Origin of the sequence: Sorangium sp. So ce394 (assembly GCF_051474665.1) — a bacterium.
Classification (GTDB): domain Bacteria; phylum Myxococcota_A; class Polyangia; order Polyangiales; family Polyangiaceae; genus Sorangium; species Sorangium cellulosum_D.
The window spans coordinates 12,344,982-12,361,346 of sequence record NZ_CP150339.1 but is presented as its reverse complement, the minus strand read 5'-3'; the positions used below and the strand labels follow the sequence as shown (position 1 = coordinate 12,361,346).

Below are 16,365 nucleotides of genomic sequence, written 5' to 3'. Positions count from 1 at the left end.
GCCGGGTCAAGGTAATCGGCGACCTCAGCGTGAGGCGCCGCCGTCACTTCACCGTCACCCCGGCCACCGCCGTCTTAGTCCCTCCTCCGTGCTGTGTTACTCTCGGTCGGATCGTCACCTTCTGCGGCCGGTGCATAAATCGCTTGTCCGTGCTCCGCTGCGACCACACCAGCGCCTCGCCCGGCGAAAGCGCGGCTAGGTGGATCTCCTCCAATCCTTCCAGTGCCACGATTGCCGTCTTCAAGTGCCGGAGCCATTGCGGCGACGTCATCCGGTGCAGCACCAGCACCGTCGACAACTCGATCACCACCCGAGGCACGCTGATAGGATCTTGACTCGCTAGCACGATGCTCGTCGCGTGGTGCCGCATTTCGCGGATGGTCTCCACCACCTGCCCGACCAGCTCGGACTCAGTGATGTACTTGTGCGCTTCGTCGAAGACGATGAGCTTGTTGAAGTCGTGCCCGCCTCGCTCCTGCGCCGCGAAGATGCGCATCATCACTACGAAAAGCTCGAGCGCCTCGTCCTTCTCGATCCACTCGTCGCGAAGATCGACAATGATCGTCCGGCCCGGCTGGAGCAGCTCCCCCAGCGAGCGCGTATCGTCAATGTAGGGCTCGGCGAGCCTGAGTCTGTCTTCGGCGAGGCGCGCCGCGCTCTTCGACAGGTCCGCTTCGCGTAGCTCTTCGCGGAGCTTTTCCAGGGTCAACACGTCCCGGTGCCTGCGCAGGATGGCGTTAAGCTGGCGCAGGTAGAGCGCCTCGTTCCCATAGGCCCCGAGGAGAAATTTCCAGCCGTCGTTCTTGAGCTCGGCGGAGCTGAACTTGATCGGCTCGACCACGATCCCGGGGTAATCCCGCCGGCGCTGCTCGACCTTGGCCTCTGGCGTCAGGAGCACGACGTCCCGGAGCCCGTCTGGACGTGCACCATAATCGCGCAACAGCCGGTCCACCTCGTTCTGCTTGCGGTTGGGAGACACGGCCGTGACGAACTCCGGTTCGTAGGCGTCGCTCTTGTGATAATGGAAGAGCACGGTCGCAAGTGGCGAGGGCAGCGCGTTGATGCCGGGGAAGCTCGCTGCGGCCATCTCGGCGATCACGCCCAGCGTGTAGGACTTGCCAAACCCCTGCACGCCGAAGAGGCTGATGGTGTTGCAGCCGGTCAGATCGAGCCCGACCTTCTGTGAGCCGAACTTGCCTAGTACGCCGTGCTGCGGCGTCATCTCGGTGGCGCCGAGAAGTAGATCGGCGACCGGCGCGGTGCCCGCAGCCACGGACTCGACCGGTGCCGCTGTGCCCGACGGGAGCGTGGCACTCGGCGCCGCGACGACCGGCGCAGCCGGGGGAGCAGGCGCGCGAAGTGGCAGCTCGAGAACAGGCTCACGCGCATGGTGCGGGGGGCGAGGCGGCGGGATTACGTAAGGCGTCGGTGACGGGGCGGGCGGCGCTGGAGGCTGCAGGCTGAGGGCCTCGCGGAACGATTCGAGATCCGCGTCCAGCGCCGCAGTGTCCGCCGTCGGCGGCTCGGTGGGTCGTGTACCGCGGCGCTCGCTGCCTCGGCTGGACCGATCGGCGAAGCGACCGGCCGCGTGCGCGAGAAGCTGCTTCGCCTTGTCACCGCCGAGGCGGTACACGACAAATCCGGGCTCCTCCTCATCGACATCCACGCCCTGGCTCCGGTGCTCGAAGAGCACGCCGCAGGCACGCATGTCCAGCGTGTAGCCGTCATCGAGGTTCTCCACGAAGGCGAGTGCACGGGCGAGCTCGGCATCGGAGAGCAGACCGTAGCGAGAGGCACGCCGCGCGTAGAAGGCGAGGGCTCCGCCAAGCTCCTTGGCGCGCAGGAGGGCATCGGCGCGTGGCACCGAGTAGCGATCGAGCGCGAAGCGATCACGGAGATGATCCATGGTGCTCTGGATCTGCTCGTGCATCTCGCGGTAGAGTTCCGCCCGCGCCGGCCCGGAGAGCTCCTCGCGCAGCTTCACCTCTACGATGTCGAGCCGGATCGTCTCCTTAGGCCCGAAGCCCACAAGCAGCAGATCGGCGCGGCGCCGGGATGTGGGCCCCTCCTCACTGGCACTCGCACCAGCGAACCAGGTGCGGTGCGCATCGAGGGGCACGACGATGCGCTGCTCAAGGAGGTGCTCGCGTTCAAGAAGCCAGCGTGCCAGCAGGAGGCCCACGACTTCAGCGGCCTGCGTCCGGCCGCCTTCGAGGCGCAGCGCCAAGCGCCCCGAGATTGATCGGAGCGTGTCCAGGACCATGATCTCCTCGCCAGGACGGAGGCCGAGGCCGTAGGCGTCCAGGATGGGCCGGATGAGTCCTTCGATCTCGAGCGTGCTCCGCGTGCTGAGCAGGATCCTCTGTCGGTCCTCCTGGAGGTACTCGGGTGCGAAGTCGAGCAGGTAGCCGGCCTCGCGAGCGGAGGACGGACTGTCGAAGAAGTCGATGCCAAGGTTTCTATCGACCGTCAGCACCCAGTCGGAGACCTCGTGGACCTGCTTGAGCAGCGCCTGATCGAGCTGAGAGAGCTGGAGCTTGGTCACTGGCACCTCTCCTTCGCGCGCCGGCGCGCTGTGCGCGAAAGCCGCCTGGACGCGCTGCGCGGCCGCGATGCTCTCGCGAAGCAGCTCCTCGGCCAGCGTCGCCTTACGCCGCGACCCGGGCCGGAGGCCCTTCACCCAGCCGACCTGTGCGCCGAGCGGTTCGACCTGGGTTTCGGGCTCTTGCACCAGGCCGGCGACGAACGAGCCGCGGCGCAGCCCATCGACACGCCCGACGCTTCCCAGCACGGTGAACTGCTCGAGCAGCAGCGACACATGGGCGGCGTAACGCTCCGGCGCTTGGAGGAAGTCGGCAAGCGCATTCTGAGCGAAGACCAGCTTGGGCAAGAGGTGGTTGTGAGAGGCGAGGGTGAACTCGTCCTCCTCGCCGACCTGGCGATCAGGATCGAGCAGACTCTCCAGTCCATCGGCGGCGGCCTCGACGCGACCGGCGCCGGCGAAGAGGTGGACCGCGTAGCGGATCGAGGGCGCCTCGGAGCCGAGTCGATCGGCGCGGAGGGCCTCGACGCCGCGCAAGACATCGGCGACCAGCCGGCCATCGCCGGAGTTGAAGACGTTGATACAGAGCTGCTCGACGTAAGGATGCTGCTCGAGGTACTCGAACAGGCGCCACGCGAGATCGTCCGGATCGACCGTAGTGACGGTCGTCGCACGATCGCGGACGCCCAAGACGCGCAGAACGCGATCGCGGGCGGCCATTGCGTCCACAGGAATTGACCCCTCGGCGCGGTCTGGCAGATACAGCGGCCAGAACGCAGTGAGCGGCGCGTGCTCGACAAAGGGCCGTCGCCTCCGGTCGAAGAGGACCATGGGCAGGTTCATCGGCAGGAGTTCAGCCACGAGCTGGTCGAGGAGCTCCCTCCAGTCGGGCGCCCGTTCGGAGCCGTCGCTCCACGCCGAGACCGCGTCTTGGATCATGCGGGCGTGAGCGAGATGCCAGAGCAGGCGAAGGGGGTGAGTGGGCGCGAGCAGGAGCGCCCGGCCGGGGTCACCCGGGCCATGACGCCAGCGCAGCTCGACGGTGTCGAGTTGCGCCAAGGCGGTGCGGAAGCTCGCGGCGCTCACCGGCTCGAGATCGGCGTGCATTGCCGCGCCCGCAAGTGCCACGTAGGCGCGAGCGTAGCGCTCGATCGCCTCGGCGTGGCGCGTCAGGTCAACCGTCTCGACAAGGCCGCTGCGCAGCGTCCGTCGCTCCTCGGGCTTCCCGGCGTCGAAGTGGTGCTCACGAATGGCATGGAAGACCTCCTGGCGGACGGCCAGGAAGGCGGCTGCCTCCGGGAGAGCGCCGAGCTCGGCTTGTTGACGGGGCTTGATTACGACGTTCTCGACTTTGCGCACGTCGACAAACGACACTTCTTGCCCGCTGAGATGCTCGGGGTTCCCGAGTAAGGTCAGCTCGATGGCCCGGAGGAGTGCCGGGATCCGCACCGTGTACCCTGCGAAGCCTTCGGTCGAGAGCTCGAAGTACACCTCTCCCTTGGGTGGCGCGTCCACCGTCTGATCCCAGGCGCCGCGTATGGCGGCGCGGTCGGGCACCGGCTCGCGCTGCTTACCGCCAAGGCACTTCGCGGCGACATCAACCCAGGCTTCGAGAAGCGAGCTCACGAAGACGGCGCGGACCTCGTCGGCAATCACGTCGACGCTCTCGCGCACGACGAGGAAGGGCTCGGACTCGTTCTCGGCGCGGCTCGTGGGGTCGTCATCCTTGACCCGGCGCGGCTTGGTCAGAAGCGCACCGTCGGCGTCGTAGGCATCGATCTTGAGGTAGTATGTCCCCTCCTCCAGCGCGGCGAGATCCTTTGCCTTGAGGTTACGCAAGATGGCGGCGCGGCGTCCCGTCGCCGGCTTGGGGAAGCTATTGCTCTCCCAGGCCACCGACGCTTGCCCCTCGGCGACCGAGAGGATTTGCACCCGCCACGTCTTCCACGACGGCGCCTGCGCAGGGCTCGGGATCGCGCGGAAGGCGACCTTGAGCGTCTCTTTGCTCTTGTCGCCCACGTTCAGGACCGGCATTGGCAAGGTACCGGAGACCTTGTCCTCCGTCTGCTTGGGCAGGCTCAGCGGGTCGAGCAAAAGGCGGAGGTCCTCTTCCTTGCCCTCGTCGATGAAGTCCCAGCAGTCGAGTGCGAGCTCGCGGTGAGTGGGGTCGGTGGCGATCTCCCGCGCCCAGACGCGGATGTCGCTGGCGTGGCGGGTGCGCAGGAAGGCGAAGAGCGGCCCCTGAATGGTGCCCGGCTTGACGGGAAGCCGCCCTAGGCGCGCTTGCAGCGGCTGGGCGGCTTCGCGAAGCTTCTCGCAGACGCCGCGGTTGCGCGTGAGCCAGAAGAGCGTGCTCCCGCGCTCGAAGAGGCGGAAATCGGGGAGGAGCCCGAATACGTAGAGCGCGGCGCCCGCGGCGACCCGGCTGCCGCCGTTCTTGCGCACGGTGAGCAGGTACTCGACCTTCTCGTCGTCGTTGCGGATGTCACGCTCGCGCCGGAGCAGATCGATGACCTCGCGGATTTCGCCCTGGAGCGGCTCGGGGATCCCCTCGAACATGACCTCCACCAGGTCGGACGCCACAGTGGCGAGGGAGAGCTCGGTAAACGTGGCGATGTCGAGCGAGTCCTCGGCGGCGGTGCGCTTGCCCGGCGGGAGGAAGACGAGGAGCGGCGCCGGGAGGACGTTGCGTAGCTCGATCAGCTTGGTTGCCGTGGCCTTCCAGGGCGCGTCAGCGGCGGCGGGCGCGAGGACCCGGGCCACCCAGCGGGGATCGTCCTGCAGGCTCGCGCAGAGGGCGTCCATCACCGGCTCCGGGAGCGTGGTCACGCGCAGGCGCTGCCCCGGGCCCGCGGCCTCCAGCTCGGCCTGAAACCGAGGCCGGAGGTGCTCGGCCAGGAATGCGTAAAGATCAGTCTTGCTGGCCGCCGCGATGGTCATCGTCCCTGCCCTCGCCGCGAAAGCGTGTAGCGCGGCCTCACCGTTTGCGCGTTGTAGGCATCACTGAGGTCGTCGTAGAAACCGATCTCGCGGAGCCTGTCCTTGAGCGCGCGCACATTCTCGCGGAACGCGCGATGCTCGTCGAGCGTCACCGGGCGGCGCCCGGTGGGCGTCGTCGCCTCGGCGATGACGAAGCCGTAGCGGTGCTCGACCCAGCGCAGGAAGTCCTCGACCAGCAGCGGCTCGGTGTAATAGCGCTTCTCGCCGCCGGTCTCATCGAATTGGAGGACTGCGAGCTGCACAAAGACCTCGAGCAGGCGCCCGCCCAGGTGGAAGCGACGCGGATTGCTCAGCGAGCGGCCCTGGACGACAGCGCCGAAGGGGCCATTCTTCTGGAGCAGCTTGTCGATCATCTGCACCAAGTAGGTCATGTGGTGCTTCTGCCGCACATGGCTGATGAGCTCCACCAGCGTGTCGAAGGACGGCATCCCGGCGGCCAGGATGGCCCGGACCTCGGGGGTCAGCTCCTCGTCTTCTTGGTTGAGCCTTATGATCTCCTTCAGTGTGGCCTTGAAATCAGCCTCGAAGTCTGCGGGCGGGTTCGCTAGGATGGATGGAACTCCGAAGGGATCCTCGGGCAGGCGCAGGCTTCGGTCGCGCTCGTTCTCATCCTTCGCATAGGTCATGAGCTGGTTCATGGCGAAGATGGCCTTCACCAGCTCCGCGAGCAGGGCATACTCGGCGGCTGCGTCCTCCTGCGCGATCTGCGCCATGCGCGTGCGAAAGTCGCTCCCCATGTCCACGGTGAAGCTCATCGTGTAGGGGCACTCGGCGAAGGGCTCGCTGGACGTGCCGTAGACGGGGCAGGCGCGGCAGGCAGGGTGCGATTGCCGGTCACGGATCCAGCCAGAGAGCTGGCGTCCGACACGGAGGGTATAGAGGCCGAGGTGCAGGCCGAGGATCGTCTTGAGGTAGTCGATCATCACCGGTCGCGGGACGACATCCTGGTAGGCGAGAAGCCGCTGGACGTCGTTGCAGAGCACCCGGGACTGGCCGCGGCAGGTGGGCGGATGAGGCGCGACCCTCTCCTGCGAGACCTTCATATCCTCGAGATCTTCGACGAGCTTGAGCACAGTGAGCGTCTCGAGGTCGAGGGGAGTCTTCCCATCGTACTTCCGTGTGGCCGGGTCGCGGCCGCGGTCGAGGTAGCTCCGCAGCTCGGAGAGCGCCGTCGACTCGTCGTGCTCCAGCATGGCGTAAAGCGCGTCGGCGTGGTTGTAGTCGCGGCAGTACTTCGCGACGCGGATCTTGTGTGCTTCGAGGTGCAGCGGGCGCAGCGAGGCGATGGCCTCCGTGGGCCTGTCGCGGTTGACCAGATCGAAAATGTCGGCCTTGAGCCACTGGTCGGCCATTGAGGCGTGCTCGGCGAAGCCCTCGACGCCGCCGAGCTTGGTCAGCGCAGTGCGATGGGTCTCGACCTTCTCGAACTCCTTCTTGGGCCGGCCGCGGGTGACGGGGCGGGTTCCGTCACACTTCAGGTACAAGAAGAGGTTGATCAGTACCCGGTCGAGGTCGACGTTCTTCGGGTCCGGGTAGAAGACCTTGGGATTCCTGAACTCCTGGTCGGGCTTGCGGAGCTTCACAGTGTCTTCTCCTCGGTATCCCCAGGCGTTTCGTGCTTGGCGAGGGCGAGGCGGATGCCGTCGGCGCACCCCTCAGCGGTGATCTCGTAGAAGTCGCGATCGTCCTGGGTGACGAGGACGCGGTCGAAGGTGGTGGTCAAGAGCTCGTTGCGGAAGATGAGCAGGTTGACGAAGAGGCCCTGGAGCTCGTTGGCCGTCGGGCGGTAACCTCGGCCGATGAGATCGAGCATCTCCATGAGATCGAGCGAGATGCGGAGGCGGGCTGTACCCTGGCCGCCCTCAGAGACGAGCTCGATGGTGTCGGGGGCGTGCTCCAAGTACTCGGCCAGCGCGGTGGCGCGGGCCACGGTGGCGCGGAACGACTCCTTGGGAAAGAGTCGATAAGACCGAACCGGCGCGTCCTTGATCTGAGTAACTTTGAGCGCCAAATACCGTCGGTTGTAGTCCTCGTTCATGAGGCCCTCGGCGCGCGAGATGGCGTGGACTACCTTGTCGCGCAGCTCGTCGCAGGCTTGGGCGAAGTCCTCGTCTCCCTTGGGCACGACGATGCGCTCCAGCAACGCGGTGGCCCGGTACGGGATCATGGTGCGCCAGCCCTCGTCGCGGCGCTCGAAATAAGCCCAGCGGCGGCGGCGGGCAAGGAGGCGGCGGCGCGCGGCGAGGAGGTCGGCGAAGGGTACATCGTCGGCGATGGTGGGCGCGTCCCGGCCGAGCGCAGCCATAACGGCCTTGGCCGTGGGAGAGCGGCGCTCGTACGTCATCCAAGGGACGGCGGTCTCCGGGTCGTGGTCCAGGCGACGGTCGAGTGCGGGGGCGTTGGGAAGGCCGACGTCGGCCTCACGAAGGCGGCGCACCAGGCGGTCGACCGTGCGTTCCTCTGCGGGCGCGTGTGCGGCGCCGCCGTTCGGGGAGGGCAGACAGCCGATCTCGGCGTCCCGATCGGCGAAGGCGTCGGGGTAGTAGAGGCGCGAGAGATCCTCGGTGAGGTTCCCGTCCGTACGCGCGAGTAGGGTGGCGATATCGGCGCAGCTCTGGTCGCGTAGGAGCATATAGGAAAGCGCCGATCGCAGGTCGCGCATGGTGACGTGGGCCCGGCGGCGGAGGTGGACCACCTCGAAGAGGCGGCGGACGCGCTCCCGGGTGGCCGGGCCGGAGGCCTCGTCACGCAGCGTGTCGACGTTGTGCTTGGTCGGGCAACGAGCGCGGTGGGCGCAGGTTTCGCAGGGAGCCCAGAGCACGGGGTCGAGCATGGCCACGAGCTGGCGCTCGACCAGCGAGGCGGCGCCGCCGGCGGTCACGGCGCGCAGGTTGAGGTTGACCAGGAGTGCGCGCGGGTCGACGGTGTGACCGTCGAGGGCACGATGGACGAAGCGCCGGAGGCCGGCGAAGCGGTCGACCCCGCTGCGCGGCGCCAGGAAGTCGAGGAGGCGTCCTTCGTTGACGGCGATGAGGCGGACCTCGGTGCCGTCGAGCCCGGAGAGGGTGTTGCCTGCGAAAGGGGCGAAGAAGCGGTCCAGGACGGCGTCGTTGTGCTGCTCACCCTCGTCCTGCGAACCATCGTAGTTGGTCTCGTACGAGAGGCCCTCGTGGGTCCAGCGGCTGCCGTTTCGGGTGGGCAGCGGCTCGATGACAGCGTGGTTGTCAGCGAAGAGGCGCTCGACCTGCTGCAAGAACGCCGTCTTGCCGTCGCCAGCGTTGCCGGTGACGATGACGAGGCGGAAGCGGCCAGAGGCGATGGCCGGGGCCAGCTTGCGGTCGAGCTGGGTCTCGACGTAGGTGAGGCGGGCGATCTCGTCCAGGCCGCGGGTTCCCGCGTTGCTGCGGCGAGCCTGGCTGTACAAGGTGAGGAGGCGGGTGACGTACGGGTTGTCGTTCGCGCGCGCGGCCTCCTCCGGCGAAACCGTAAGGCCGGGGAAGTGGCCAGGCTCGATCGGGGGCAGGGGCGCGGGCGCGACCGCGGCCGGGATGCTCTCCAGGGCCGCCTTCATCTCGCGCGCGGTCTGGAACCGGTCGGCGCCGGAGGGCTGCACGGCCTTGAACAGGAACGCGTCGAGCTCGTCCGAGACCCGGAACTCGGTGCTGATGTCGCGGGGATGATAGGGGTCGCCGTCTCCGGGCGTGTCGTTCTGGTACGGGTGGCGGTGGAGGAGGAGCTCGTAGAGGACGACGCCGAGCGAGAAGAGATCGTCACTCGCCTTCCACTTGGGAATGCCTCGATCGGGGGCCCAGTAGCGCGGGGTGCCGCCCTTGCCGGTGGCCTTCAGGGTCTCTGCGGCGATGTTGAAGTCGATGAGCTTGGGCCGGTGCGCAGGCATCTCCAGCATGATGTTTGCCGGCTTGATGTCGCGGTGTAGGACGCCCACCATAGCCCTCTCGCGCGCCGCCTCGATCTCTTCGTACTCCTCCTCGGTGAGATCGCGCCCCGCGCTCGCCGCGCGAAGGCGTTCGTAGGGCTCCGGGTCGGGGTGCATGGCTACCAAGGCATCGAGGAGCTGGACACCGATGGCCTGGATGTCGCGCCAGGGCAGGACCTTGGTCCCGTCGCAGTAGGCCTGTAGGGTCTCGCCGTCGACCAACTCGCTGATGAGGTAGGGGGTCTGGTCGGCGAGGCGGCCTAACCAGTCGATATGGGCGATGTTGTCGTGCTTCGGCAGCAGCTCGCGGATGTGATTGAACTCGTGCCGCAGTGTGTCGATGTCCTCCGCGTTGTGGAGGACCTTCATGGCATACGATTTCTGGTGATCGATGTTGTAGACGCGATACACCTTCGACGACGCCCCGGCGCCGAGCTCGGCGTCAACGCGCCAGGCGAAATCTACGATGGCACCTGGCTCCAGCTTCACGGGTGCAGGAGCGACCGGGCTTGACGGCTTTTCGGCGAGGCCAGTGCTCAGGCCCATCTCGGCGCGTAGGGCGGCGAGTGCTTCTCCAGCGGAAGGGCGCGCCTTGAAGTCGTCCACGCGGAGGAGGGCGAGGAGCAGGGTGTCAAGCTTGGACGAGAGGTCGGGGCGGCGGTCGCTGAGCTTACTTTTCGGGATCCCTCCCGCAGCGCGGGCCGCGGCGGCGTCAGCGAAAGGGATTTCGTCGAGGAGGAGCTGATGGAGGAGGACGCCGAAGGAGTACATGTCCGACGTGGTGTCGAAGTCGTAATCCGTGGCGTCGGAGAGCTCGGGCGGGACATAAGCCGAGTTTCTCGCGCGCGCGGTCGTGTCCTGAAAGACCGTGGCGGAGGTGTCGACATAAGCCCGGTCGAAGTCGGTGAGCCGGGGTCTGCGATCGAAGCCGACCAGGATGGTCTCCGGGCAGACGTTGCGGTGAACGATTCCGTGCGCGTGGACGGCTTCGAGCGCGGCGGCGACGCCTTCGGCGATGGCCAAGCGTTCGCGGAGGGTGAGGCGGTCGCGCTCTTGGTTCTGGAGATAACCGTGGAGGGTGCCAAAGTCGCTCCACTCGGTGACTTCGAAGAACTCGCTGCGTTCGTCGTCGAAGGCGAAGTGGAGGACGCGGAGGAGGTTCGGGTGAGGACCGATCTTGGCCACGGCCTCGGTGGGGCGGCGGATGACGGCGCTCTGTTTGTCCCGCGTGGGCCTGGGGAGATTCGGGTCGACGCGGAAGGTGCGGATGCGGTAGACGGTGCGGTCCTCCGTCAGGAGGGCGTGGCGGGCCAGGTACTCGGCCGAGGCTGCGTCCGCGGTAAGGGTCTCGATGATCTCGTAGCCGCCAATGCGGCGGCGTTTCTCCTGCTGCCGCGCACCCCACTTGCCCTGGAGGAGGGTAACGATGGGCGCGTGGTAGGCGCGGATGTCTGCGGGCCGGGGGAGTTTGTTCGGGTCCTGAAGATAGGCGATGGTTCCTGTGGCCGAGCGGATCGATGATCCCCAGTTGCCGCCGACGTGGTTCGTGGTACCGTCCGGTATCACGATGAGTGGGGAGATGTAGACCTGGGAGGCGAGGGCGCCGAGCTCTCCCTTGAGGACTTTGCACTTTAGGTTCGTCAGCCAGATGGGGGGCTTCTTCGGGGTCTGGTTGATGAGCCATTCGGTGTCGTCCCCGCTCAAGCGGCCGTACCACTCCTTGGCTTCGAGGACATAGAGGGCGTGGGGGGCCAGAACGAGAAAGTCGATCTCCAGGGCGTCGCGATCTTTGGGCTTGATCTGGAAGTTGGGGGCGACGCCGTAAGCGTCTGGGAGTTTTTCCAGTAGGAGCTGGAGGAGGTCGCGTTCGAAGGGGCCGGTGAGGCCGGCACTGGTGGGCGTGGGGATCAGGTGAGCCATGCGGGCAGGACCTCCTCCTCGATGATGCGGATGGCCTCAGTTTCAGCTTCGGTGGCGGCGACACGGGCAGCAGACGCAGCTTCGAGATGCGTCGCGATGTCACGTGACTGTGCGATCGTCAGTGTCGGATAAGGAAGCGCCAGCACCAGGTCTTCTCGAAGGCTCAGGAGCTTGGTTCCCACGCCGGTGCTTCTGAGGAGCCGCTGACCAACAAGTGTCGACAGGAATGCATATGAGATCGCCACCTGCGCACGATCGTGAGGTTGAATCCTCAACAGGTGCTCGGTGACACCACATCTGGCAATGTCGGGAGTTACGATTGCGACTTGCCCAAATATTTCACCTTCGCCCAGTGTTCCCTGGCCACCGGCAAGCAAGCTAAATTCGGGCACAAAGACTAGAGCGCGAGCCACAGCCGGCGGATTGATGCGTTTCGGAACAGGGCGAATCGAGAAAACGTCACGTTGGCTTAGGAAGTCAATGCCGTGAGGAGGTTCGCACGCGATGCGCTGATATCGACCTCCACGGAACAGCTTATCCGGATGCACGACATCACGGAGGCGCTGCGGCCACTTTCGCAGCAGCAGATCTAGCGCACCACCAGTCGAGGCATAGTTCCAGGCGTTGAGGGTAACGAGCGGTCCGGACCAGGTCACACACCGCGACCGGCGCTCCGCGCACATTGCGTGCGCTTCGCGCATATCGGGCAGAGCTTCCACGACCTCCCGTGCAGCGTGAAGTTCTCTTACGTAGATCTCGCGCTGCTCGACCGCTCGGCGCACTAAGTGGGCGACGCGTTCGACGACCTCGTCATCGGGTCGAGGAACCGGCAGATCAGCGAGTATGTCCCGCCGAATTCTTAGGATCTTCGTGCCGTAGCTCGTGGCACGCACGGCCCGGAGCCCGGTAGGACTGGCCAAATACGCATACGCAAACAGGCTCATCGACGCCTCGGGCTCGTGGAATTCGAGGATGAGGCTGTCTTGGCCGACGTACTTACCGGCGAGCCTTCCGTCGGCGATTAGCGCCCGTCCATAAAGCTCGGTGGGGGCGAGCGTGCCGGCTCCAGCGATGAGTACTTGCCAGCGCTTCACCTCGTGCCGCTCGGGGTACCGCATCGAATCGCGGCGAATCAACCGGCCTTGCGGCTCGGCGTCGAACATGTCCGACTGCGATAGAAGCTCGACCGCATGCTCGGGTGCCGCGTCGATCCGTGAGAAGACCGTGGCATAGCCGCTGCCAAGATCAGCGACGAGATCGCGCAGTCGTACGGCCTGCCGGCCCCTGCGCTTCTTACGGAGGCGCTCCACGGACGGCTCATAGTTGAGCGCGCGTAACGCAGCCGGTCGCGCCTCGTCGACGACGAATGCTTGGCGCACTATCTGAGCCTCCCGCTGGCCACAGCCTTCCGGTACTCCTCCGCCACCCACGGCAGGTCATCCGCCAAAACCTTCACCTGCCGCGACCTGACCCTCTCGTACGCCTTTCCCCGCCGCTCCCACCGCTCCAGCACATCCTTGGTCTCGATCCGCTCGCTCCCGTCCGGGTTCCGCACCCACGTCGTCTCGTCCCGCCGCCCATGCCCGCACTTCTCGGCGATGGCCATGAACACGGGGCGCTGCTTCAGCCCCTCTTTGCTCACCATCTGCAGCTCGCTCGGAAAGCGCCGCCGCAAAAAGACGCAGCTCGCTTGCACCGAGACCTGTGGCAGGAACGCTTCAGCCGGCAGATCCACGCTGGCAAGCAGCTCCATATTGCGGAGCATCCACCGCCGCACCGACTCCATGTAACCCCCGGGGTTGCCGAGGATTCCGTTGGGCAGCACGATGGCCATCACGCCGGTGCCGGGTTTGAGAAAGTTGTAGCAGGCTTCGATGAAGAGGATCTCGGGCGGCAGCTTCTTGGCGTCCTTGCCAAGCTCGAAGGCGCTCAGGATATCGGGGTCGTCGACGGGGATCTTGGCGCCGAAAGGCGGATTTGTGCATACATAGTCGAAGGAGCCGAGCCCTCCGCTGCGCTTCACGAACTCGCGCATCTGGTCGGTCACGAACTCCTGAGCTCTCTTGGGCGCCCCGGGCTTCAGCGCGGCTACGAGCTCGAGGCTGTTGGCTTCGTAGATGTTGCCGTGCCCGTCGTTGTTCATCACCATGTTCATCCGCGCGGCCTTGCGCAGATCGGGATCGACATCGAGGCCCCAGAGGCTCTCCTTGGCGTACTTCTGGGCCTTGGGCGCGATCCGCCGGAGCTCTCTGGGCAGCGGCTGCTCGGCATGCGGGCAGCCATCGTCGACGAGCAGCCGGCACCGCGCGTGGGCCAGCGCTACGACGAGAAATCCCCCGCTCCCGCAGGCCGGGTCGAGGAGCTTCTTTCCGGGCGCTGGGTCGACCATGTCGACCATCATCTGGATGATGTTGCGCGGCGTGAAGAACTGCCCGCGCTCCCGCTTCATCGTGGTGGAGGTGATCGCCTCGTAGGCCATCCCCTTGGCGTCGGCGTCCGTGGACAGCAGGCTATAGCGGGACAGCTCCGCGGCCACATAGGCGAGCGCCCGGTCGCGAAGCTCGATGGTCTCGTCGCCCCGAAACACGTCGTGATACTGCTTCTTGGCTTGCTCGAACAGGGCCCTGATCCGTGCGGCAATCTTCTTTTCGCCCGCCTCGGCATTACGCTCGGTCGCCCCGACGAAGAAGTGCCGAGAGCTCCCGTGCTCGTCGTGGATCTTGGCAAAGATGAGGTAGAGGAGTTGCCAGAAGGCGTCGCGCCGGTTCTGGTTGCCGTAGATAAAGTCGTGGCAGCGCTTGAACGTGCCGAGGAGCGATGCGCTGGTGGCGACGCGCAGCGGCCGGCGCTCGGCGTTCTCGAGGTCGGCCAGCGTCTCGTCGGGAGCGGGGATGTCGGCGAGCTCGGTGTAGATCGGGGCCCCTGTGCGGGGGTTGTAGGTGCGCATCCGGAAAGCTAGGTCGAGCCCGTTGGTCCAGACACCGAAGACCTCGGGGTGCTCCTCGCTCAGGTTTCCCAGGATCTCTTCAAGGACGGCGAGGGCCTTTTCTCCGGGCTTGGTGCCGGGCTTGGCGACGATGGCGACCCGGGTGATGGCGCCGAGGTTGACCGCGCCCTCGGCGTCACGGTGGGGCTGGCCATGCTCAAAGACGGCCAGCGAGACGACGCGGCTGCGGGTGCGGACCTTGTCGCCCTCGGAGGACTCGCACGCGATGCGGACGTCACGCTCCATGTCCTCGAGCGGTATCCCGTACTCGCGGTGGAACTGCTCGATGAAGGATTGGAGGACCTCTTCGCCGGGCGTGGCCTGGCGGTGCGTGCCGGTGAGGGCGCAGACGAGCGAGCCGTCGAGGACCACCTCGTCATCGCCGCCGTCGGCTTCGTCCGGCTGGGCTTCGCGCTCGGGGGCGGCGGGGGTTCCGACGGGCTCGGCCTCGGAGAAGAGGTCGCCCTGCGTGGCGTCGTCGGCGCTGCGCTTCTTGGGCCGGGGCATGATCGGCTCAGGGTTTTAGCGGAAAGGCGGGCGACGATACAACCGGTGCGGCTCGATGGGGCGCGGCCGGCCTCGTCGACCGGCGCGCCGCCTCAGCAATCCGTGCGCGAAGGGCGCTCTTGACCGGCGCCATGCCAGGGTCGAACCTAACAAACCTCCGGAGGTTCGGATGTCGAACGAGGTCCTGGGCGACCTGAACGCAGCCTGCGCTCGCGGGGATGACGAAGCCACCGAGCGGATCGCGGAGCTCGTGGGGCTCACGTTGCGCGCGGTCCAGAAGCGCCTCCACGAGGCCCACGGCGCGACGCTTGTACGCAACGTCTTCTTCGACGCGTGGCCTGCGACCGCCGGCGCGTTCGCCGAGATGCGCGTCAAGCAGGCCCGCGAGGCCGGGCTCTTCCCGGAGATCGCGCGGGTCACGGGCCTCGCCGAGCGCGCGGTGCGCCGCCGGCTCGAGGGAGCGCACGGTAAGGGCTTCCTCCAGAACCTCTTCTCTGACGCATGGCCGAGCGAGGAAGGCGAGGACGATGCCCCGGCCTCGGACGATGAGGCCGATCATGACCTCGTCGCGATCGGCACCCTGACCGCGGCACGGGCGCGCCGGGACGAGGACGTCGTGCAGAGGATCGCCGTGCTGACCGGGCACTCGGTTCGCTCCGTCCAGCGGCGGCTCGAGGAGGCACGCGGCGCGACACGGGTGCGCAAGCTCTTCCGCGAGTGGCCGACGGATCCGCAGCGGCTCGGCGATCTGCGCGTCAAGCTCGCCCGCGAGTGCGGTCTGTTCCCGGAGATCGCGGCGGTGACGCACCAGAGCGAGCAGACCATCATCGACTGGCTCATGCAGGGCGATGGCCGCTCGGCAGTCCGCAACCTCTTCGGGTACGTGTGGCCCTCGCGCGGACCGGGCGGCAAGGAGCCGGACGAAGAGGAGGACGGCGACGAAGAGGAGGACAGCGACAAGAGCGAGGACGGCGCCGAGAGCGAGGACGATGGCGACGAGGAGGACGGCGACCAGGACGAGGATGAAGAGGAGGACAGCGACGAGGACGAGGACGGCAACGAGGACGAGGACAATGGCGACGAAGAGAACCTGGTCGCTCGCTTCCGCCTCGATCCCGGCGGTGCGTGGAGCCGCCGCGTAAGATGTCGGTGCACCTCGTCAACATCGCCGAGCCCAAGGATGGCCCAAGCGCCGGCCTCGCCTTTGCGCTGGCGATGCTCTCGGCGGCGACGATGCGGCCGATCCGGCGGGCCCTGGCGGTGACGGGGGAGCTGTCGATTCACGGGAACGTGAACCCGGTGGGCGGGGTAGCGGAGAAGCTCCACGCGGCACAGCAGCACGGGCGCAAGAGGGTCATCATCCCGGCGGCGAACGCGCAGGAGCTTGCCCGGCTGCGGGCCGTGACGGCGCACCTGGAGGTGCAGCCCGTGCAGACGCTGTCAGAGGCGGTGGCGCTGGCCTTCGATGGGTGA

At 66.8% G+C, this 16,365-nt stretch carries 7 protein-coding genes; 2 read left to right on the top strand and 5 right to left on the bottom strand.

The window, feature by feature from the left end:
* Nucleotides 1-43: 43 nt before the first annotated feature.
* The 5 genes from WMF33_RS45665 to WMF33_RS45645 are packed head-to-tail and all read right to left on the bottom strand — an operon-like array spanning nucleotide 44 to nucleotide 14,892.
* Complete coding sequence (locus WMF33_RS45665; protein WP_437334447.1) at nucleotides 44-5,482, bottom strand: hypothetical protein; 5,439 nt, start codon at nucleotides 5,480-5,482, stop codon at nucleotides 44-46.
* Nucleotides 5,479-7,125, bottom strand: coding sequence for a methylation-associated defense system protein MAD7 (gene mads7, locus WMF33_RS45660; RefSeq protein WP_437334446.1), 1,647 nt, complete (start codon nucleotides 7,123-7,125; stop codon nucleotides 5,479-5,481). Before mads7 ends, WMF33_RS45665 begins: the two co-directional genes overlap by 4 nt.
* A complete protein-coding gene (mads6, locus tag WMF33_RS45655; RefSeq protein WP_437334445.1) occupies nucleotides 7,122-11,399 on the bottom strand; it encodes a methylation-associated defense system protein kinase MAD6 in 4,278 nt (1,425 codons plus the stop codon). The genes mads7 and mads6 overlap by 4 nt, the downstream gene beginning before the upstream one ends.
* A complete protein-coding gene (locus WMF33_RS45650; protein ID WP_437334444.1) occupies nucleotides 11,387-12,778 on the bottom strand; it encodes a hypothetical protein in 1,392 nt (463 codons plus the stop codon). The genes mads6 and WMF33_RS45650 overlap by 13 nt, the downstream gene beginning before the upstream one ends.
* Nucleotides 12,778-14,892, bottom strand: a complete 2,115-nt coding sequence (locus WMF33_RS45645) for a restriction endonuclease subunit M (RefSeq protein ID WP_437334443.1) — start codon at nucleotides 14,890-14,892, stop codon at nucleotides 12,778-12,780. Before WMF33_RS45645 ends, WMF33_RS45650 begins: the two co-directional genes overlap by 1 nt.
* Before the next feature lie 169 nt (nucleotides 14,893-15,061).
* On the opposite strand from WMF33_RS45645, the gene WMF33_RS45640 reads away from it, so the two are divergent.
* Nucleotides 15,062-16,156, top strand: coding sequence for a hypothetical protein (locus tag WMF33_RS45640; RefSeq protein ID WP_437334442.1), 1,095 nt, complete (start codon nucleotides 15,062-15,064; stop codon nucleotides 16,154-16,156).
* Nucleotides 16,042-16,365 carry a S16 family serine protease gene (locus WMF33_RS45635; protein ID WP_437334441.1) on the top strand — a complete coding sequence of 108 codons (324 nt, stop codon included), beginning with the start codon at nucleotides 16,042-16,044 and terminating at the stop codon, nucleotides 16,363-16,365. Before WMF33_RS45640 ends, WMF33_RS45635 begins: the two co-directional genes overlap by 115 nt.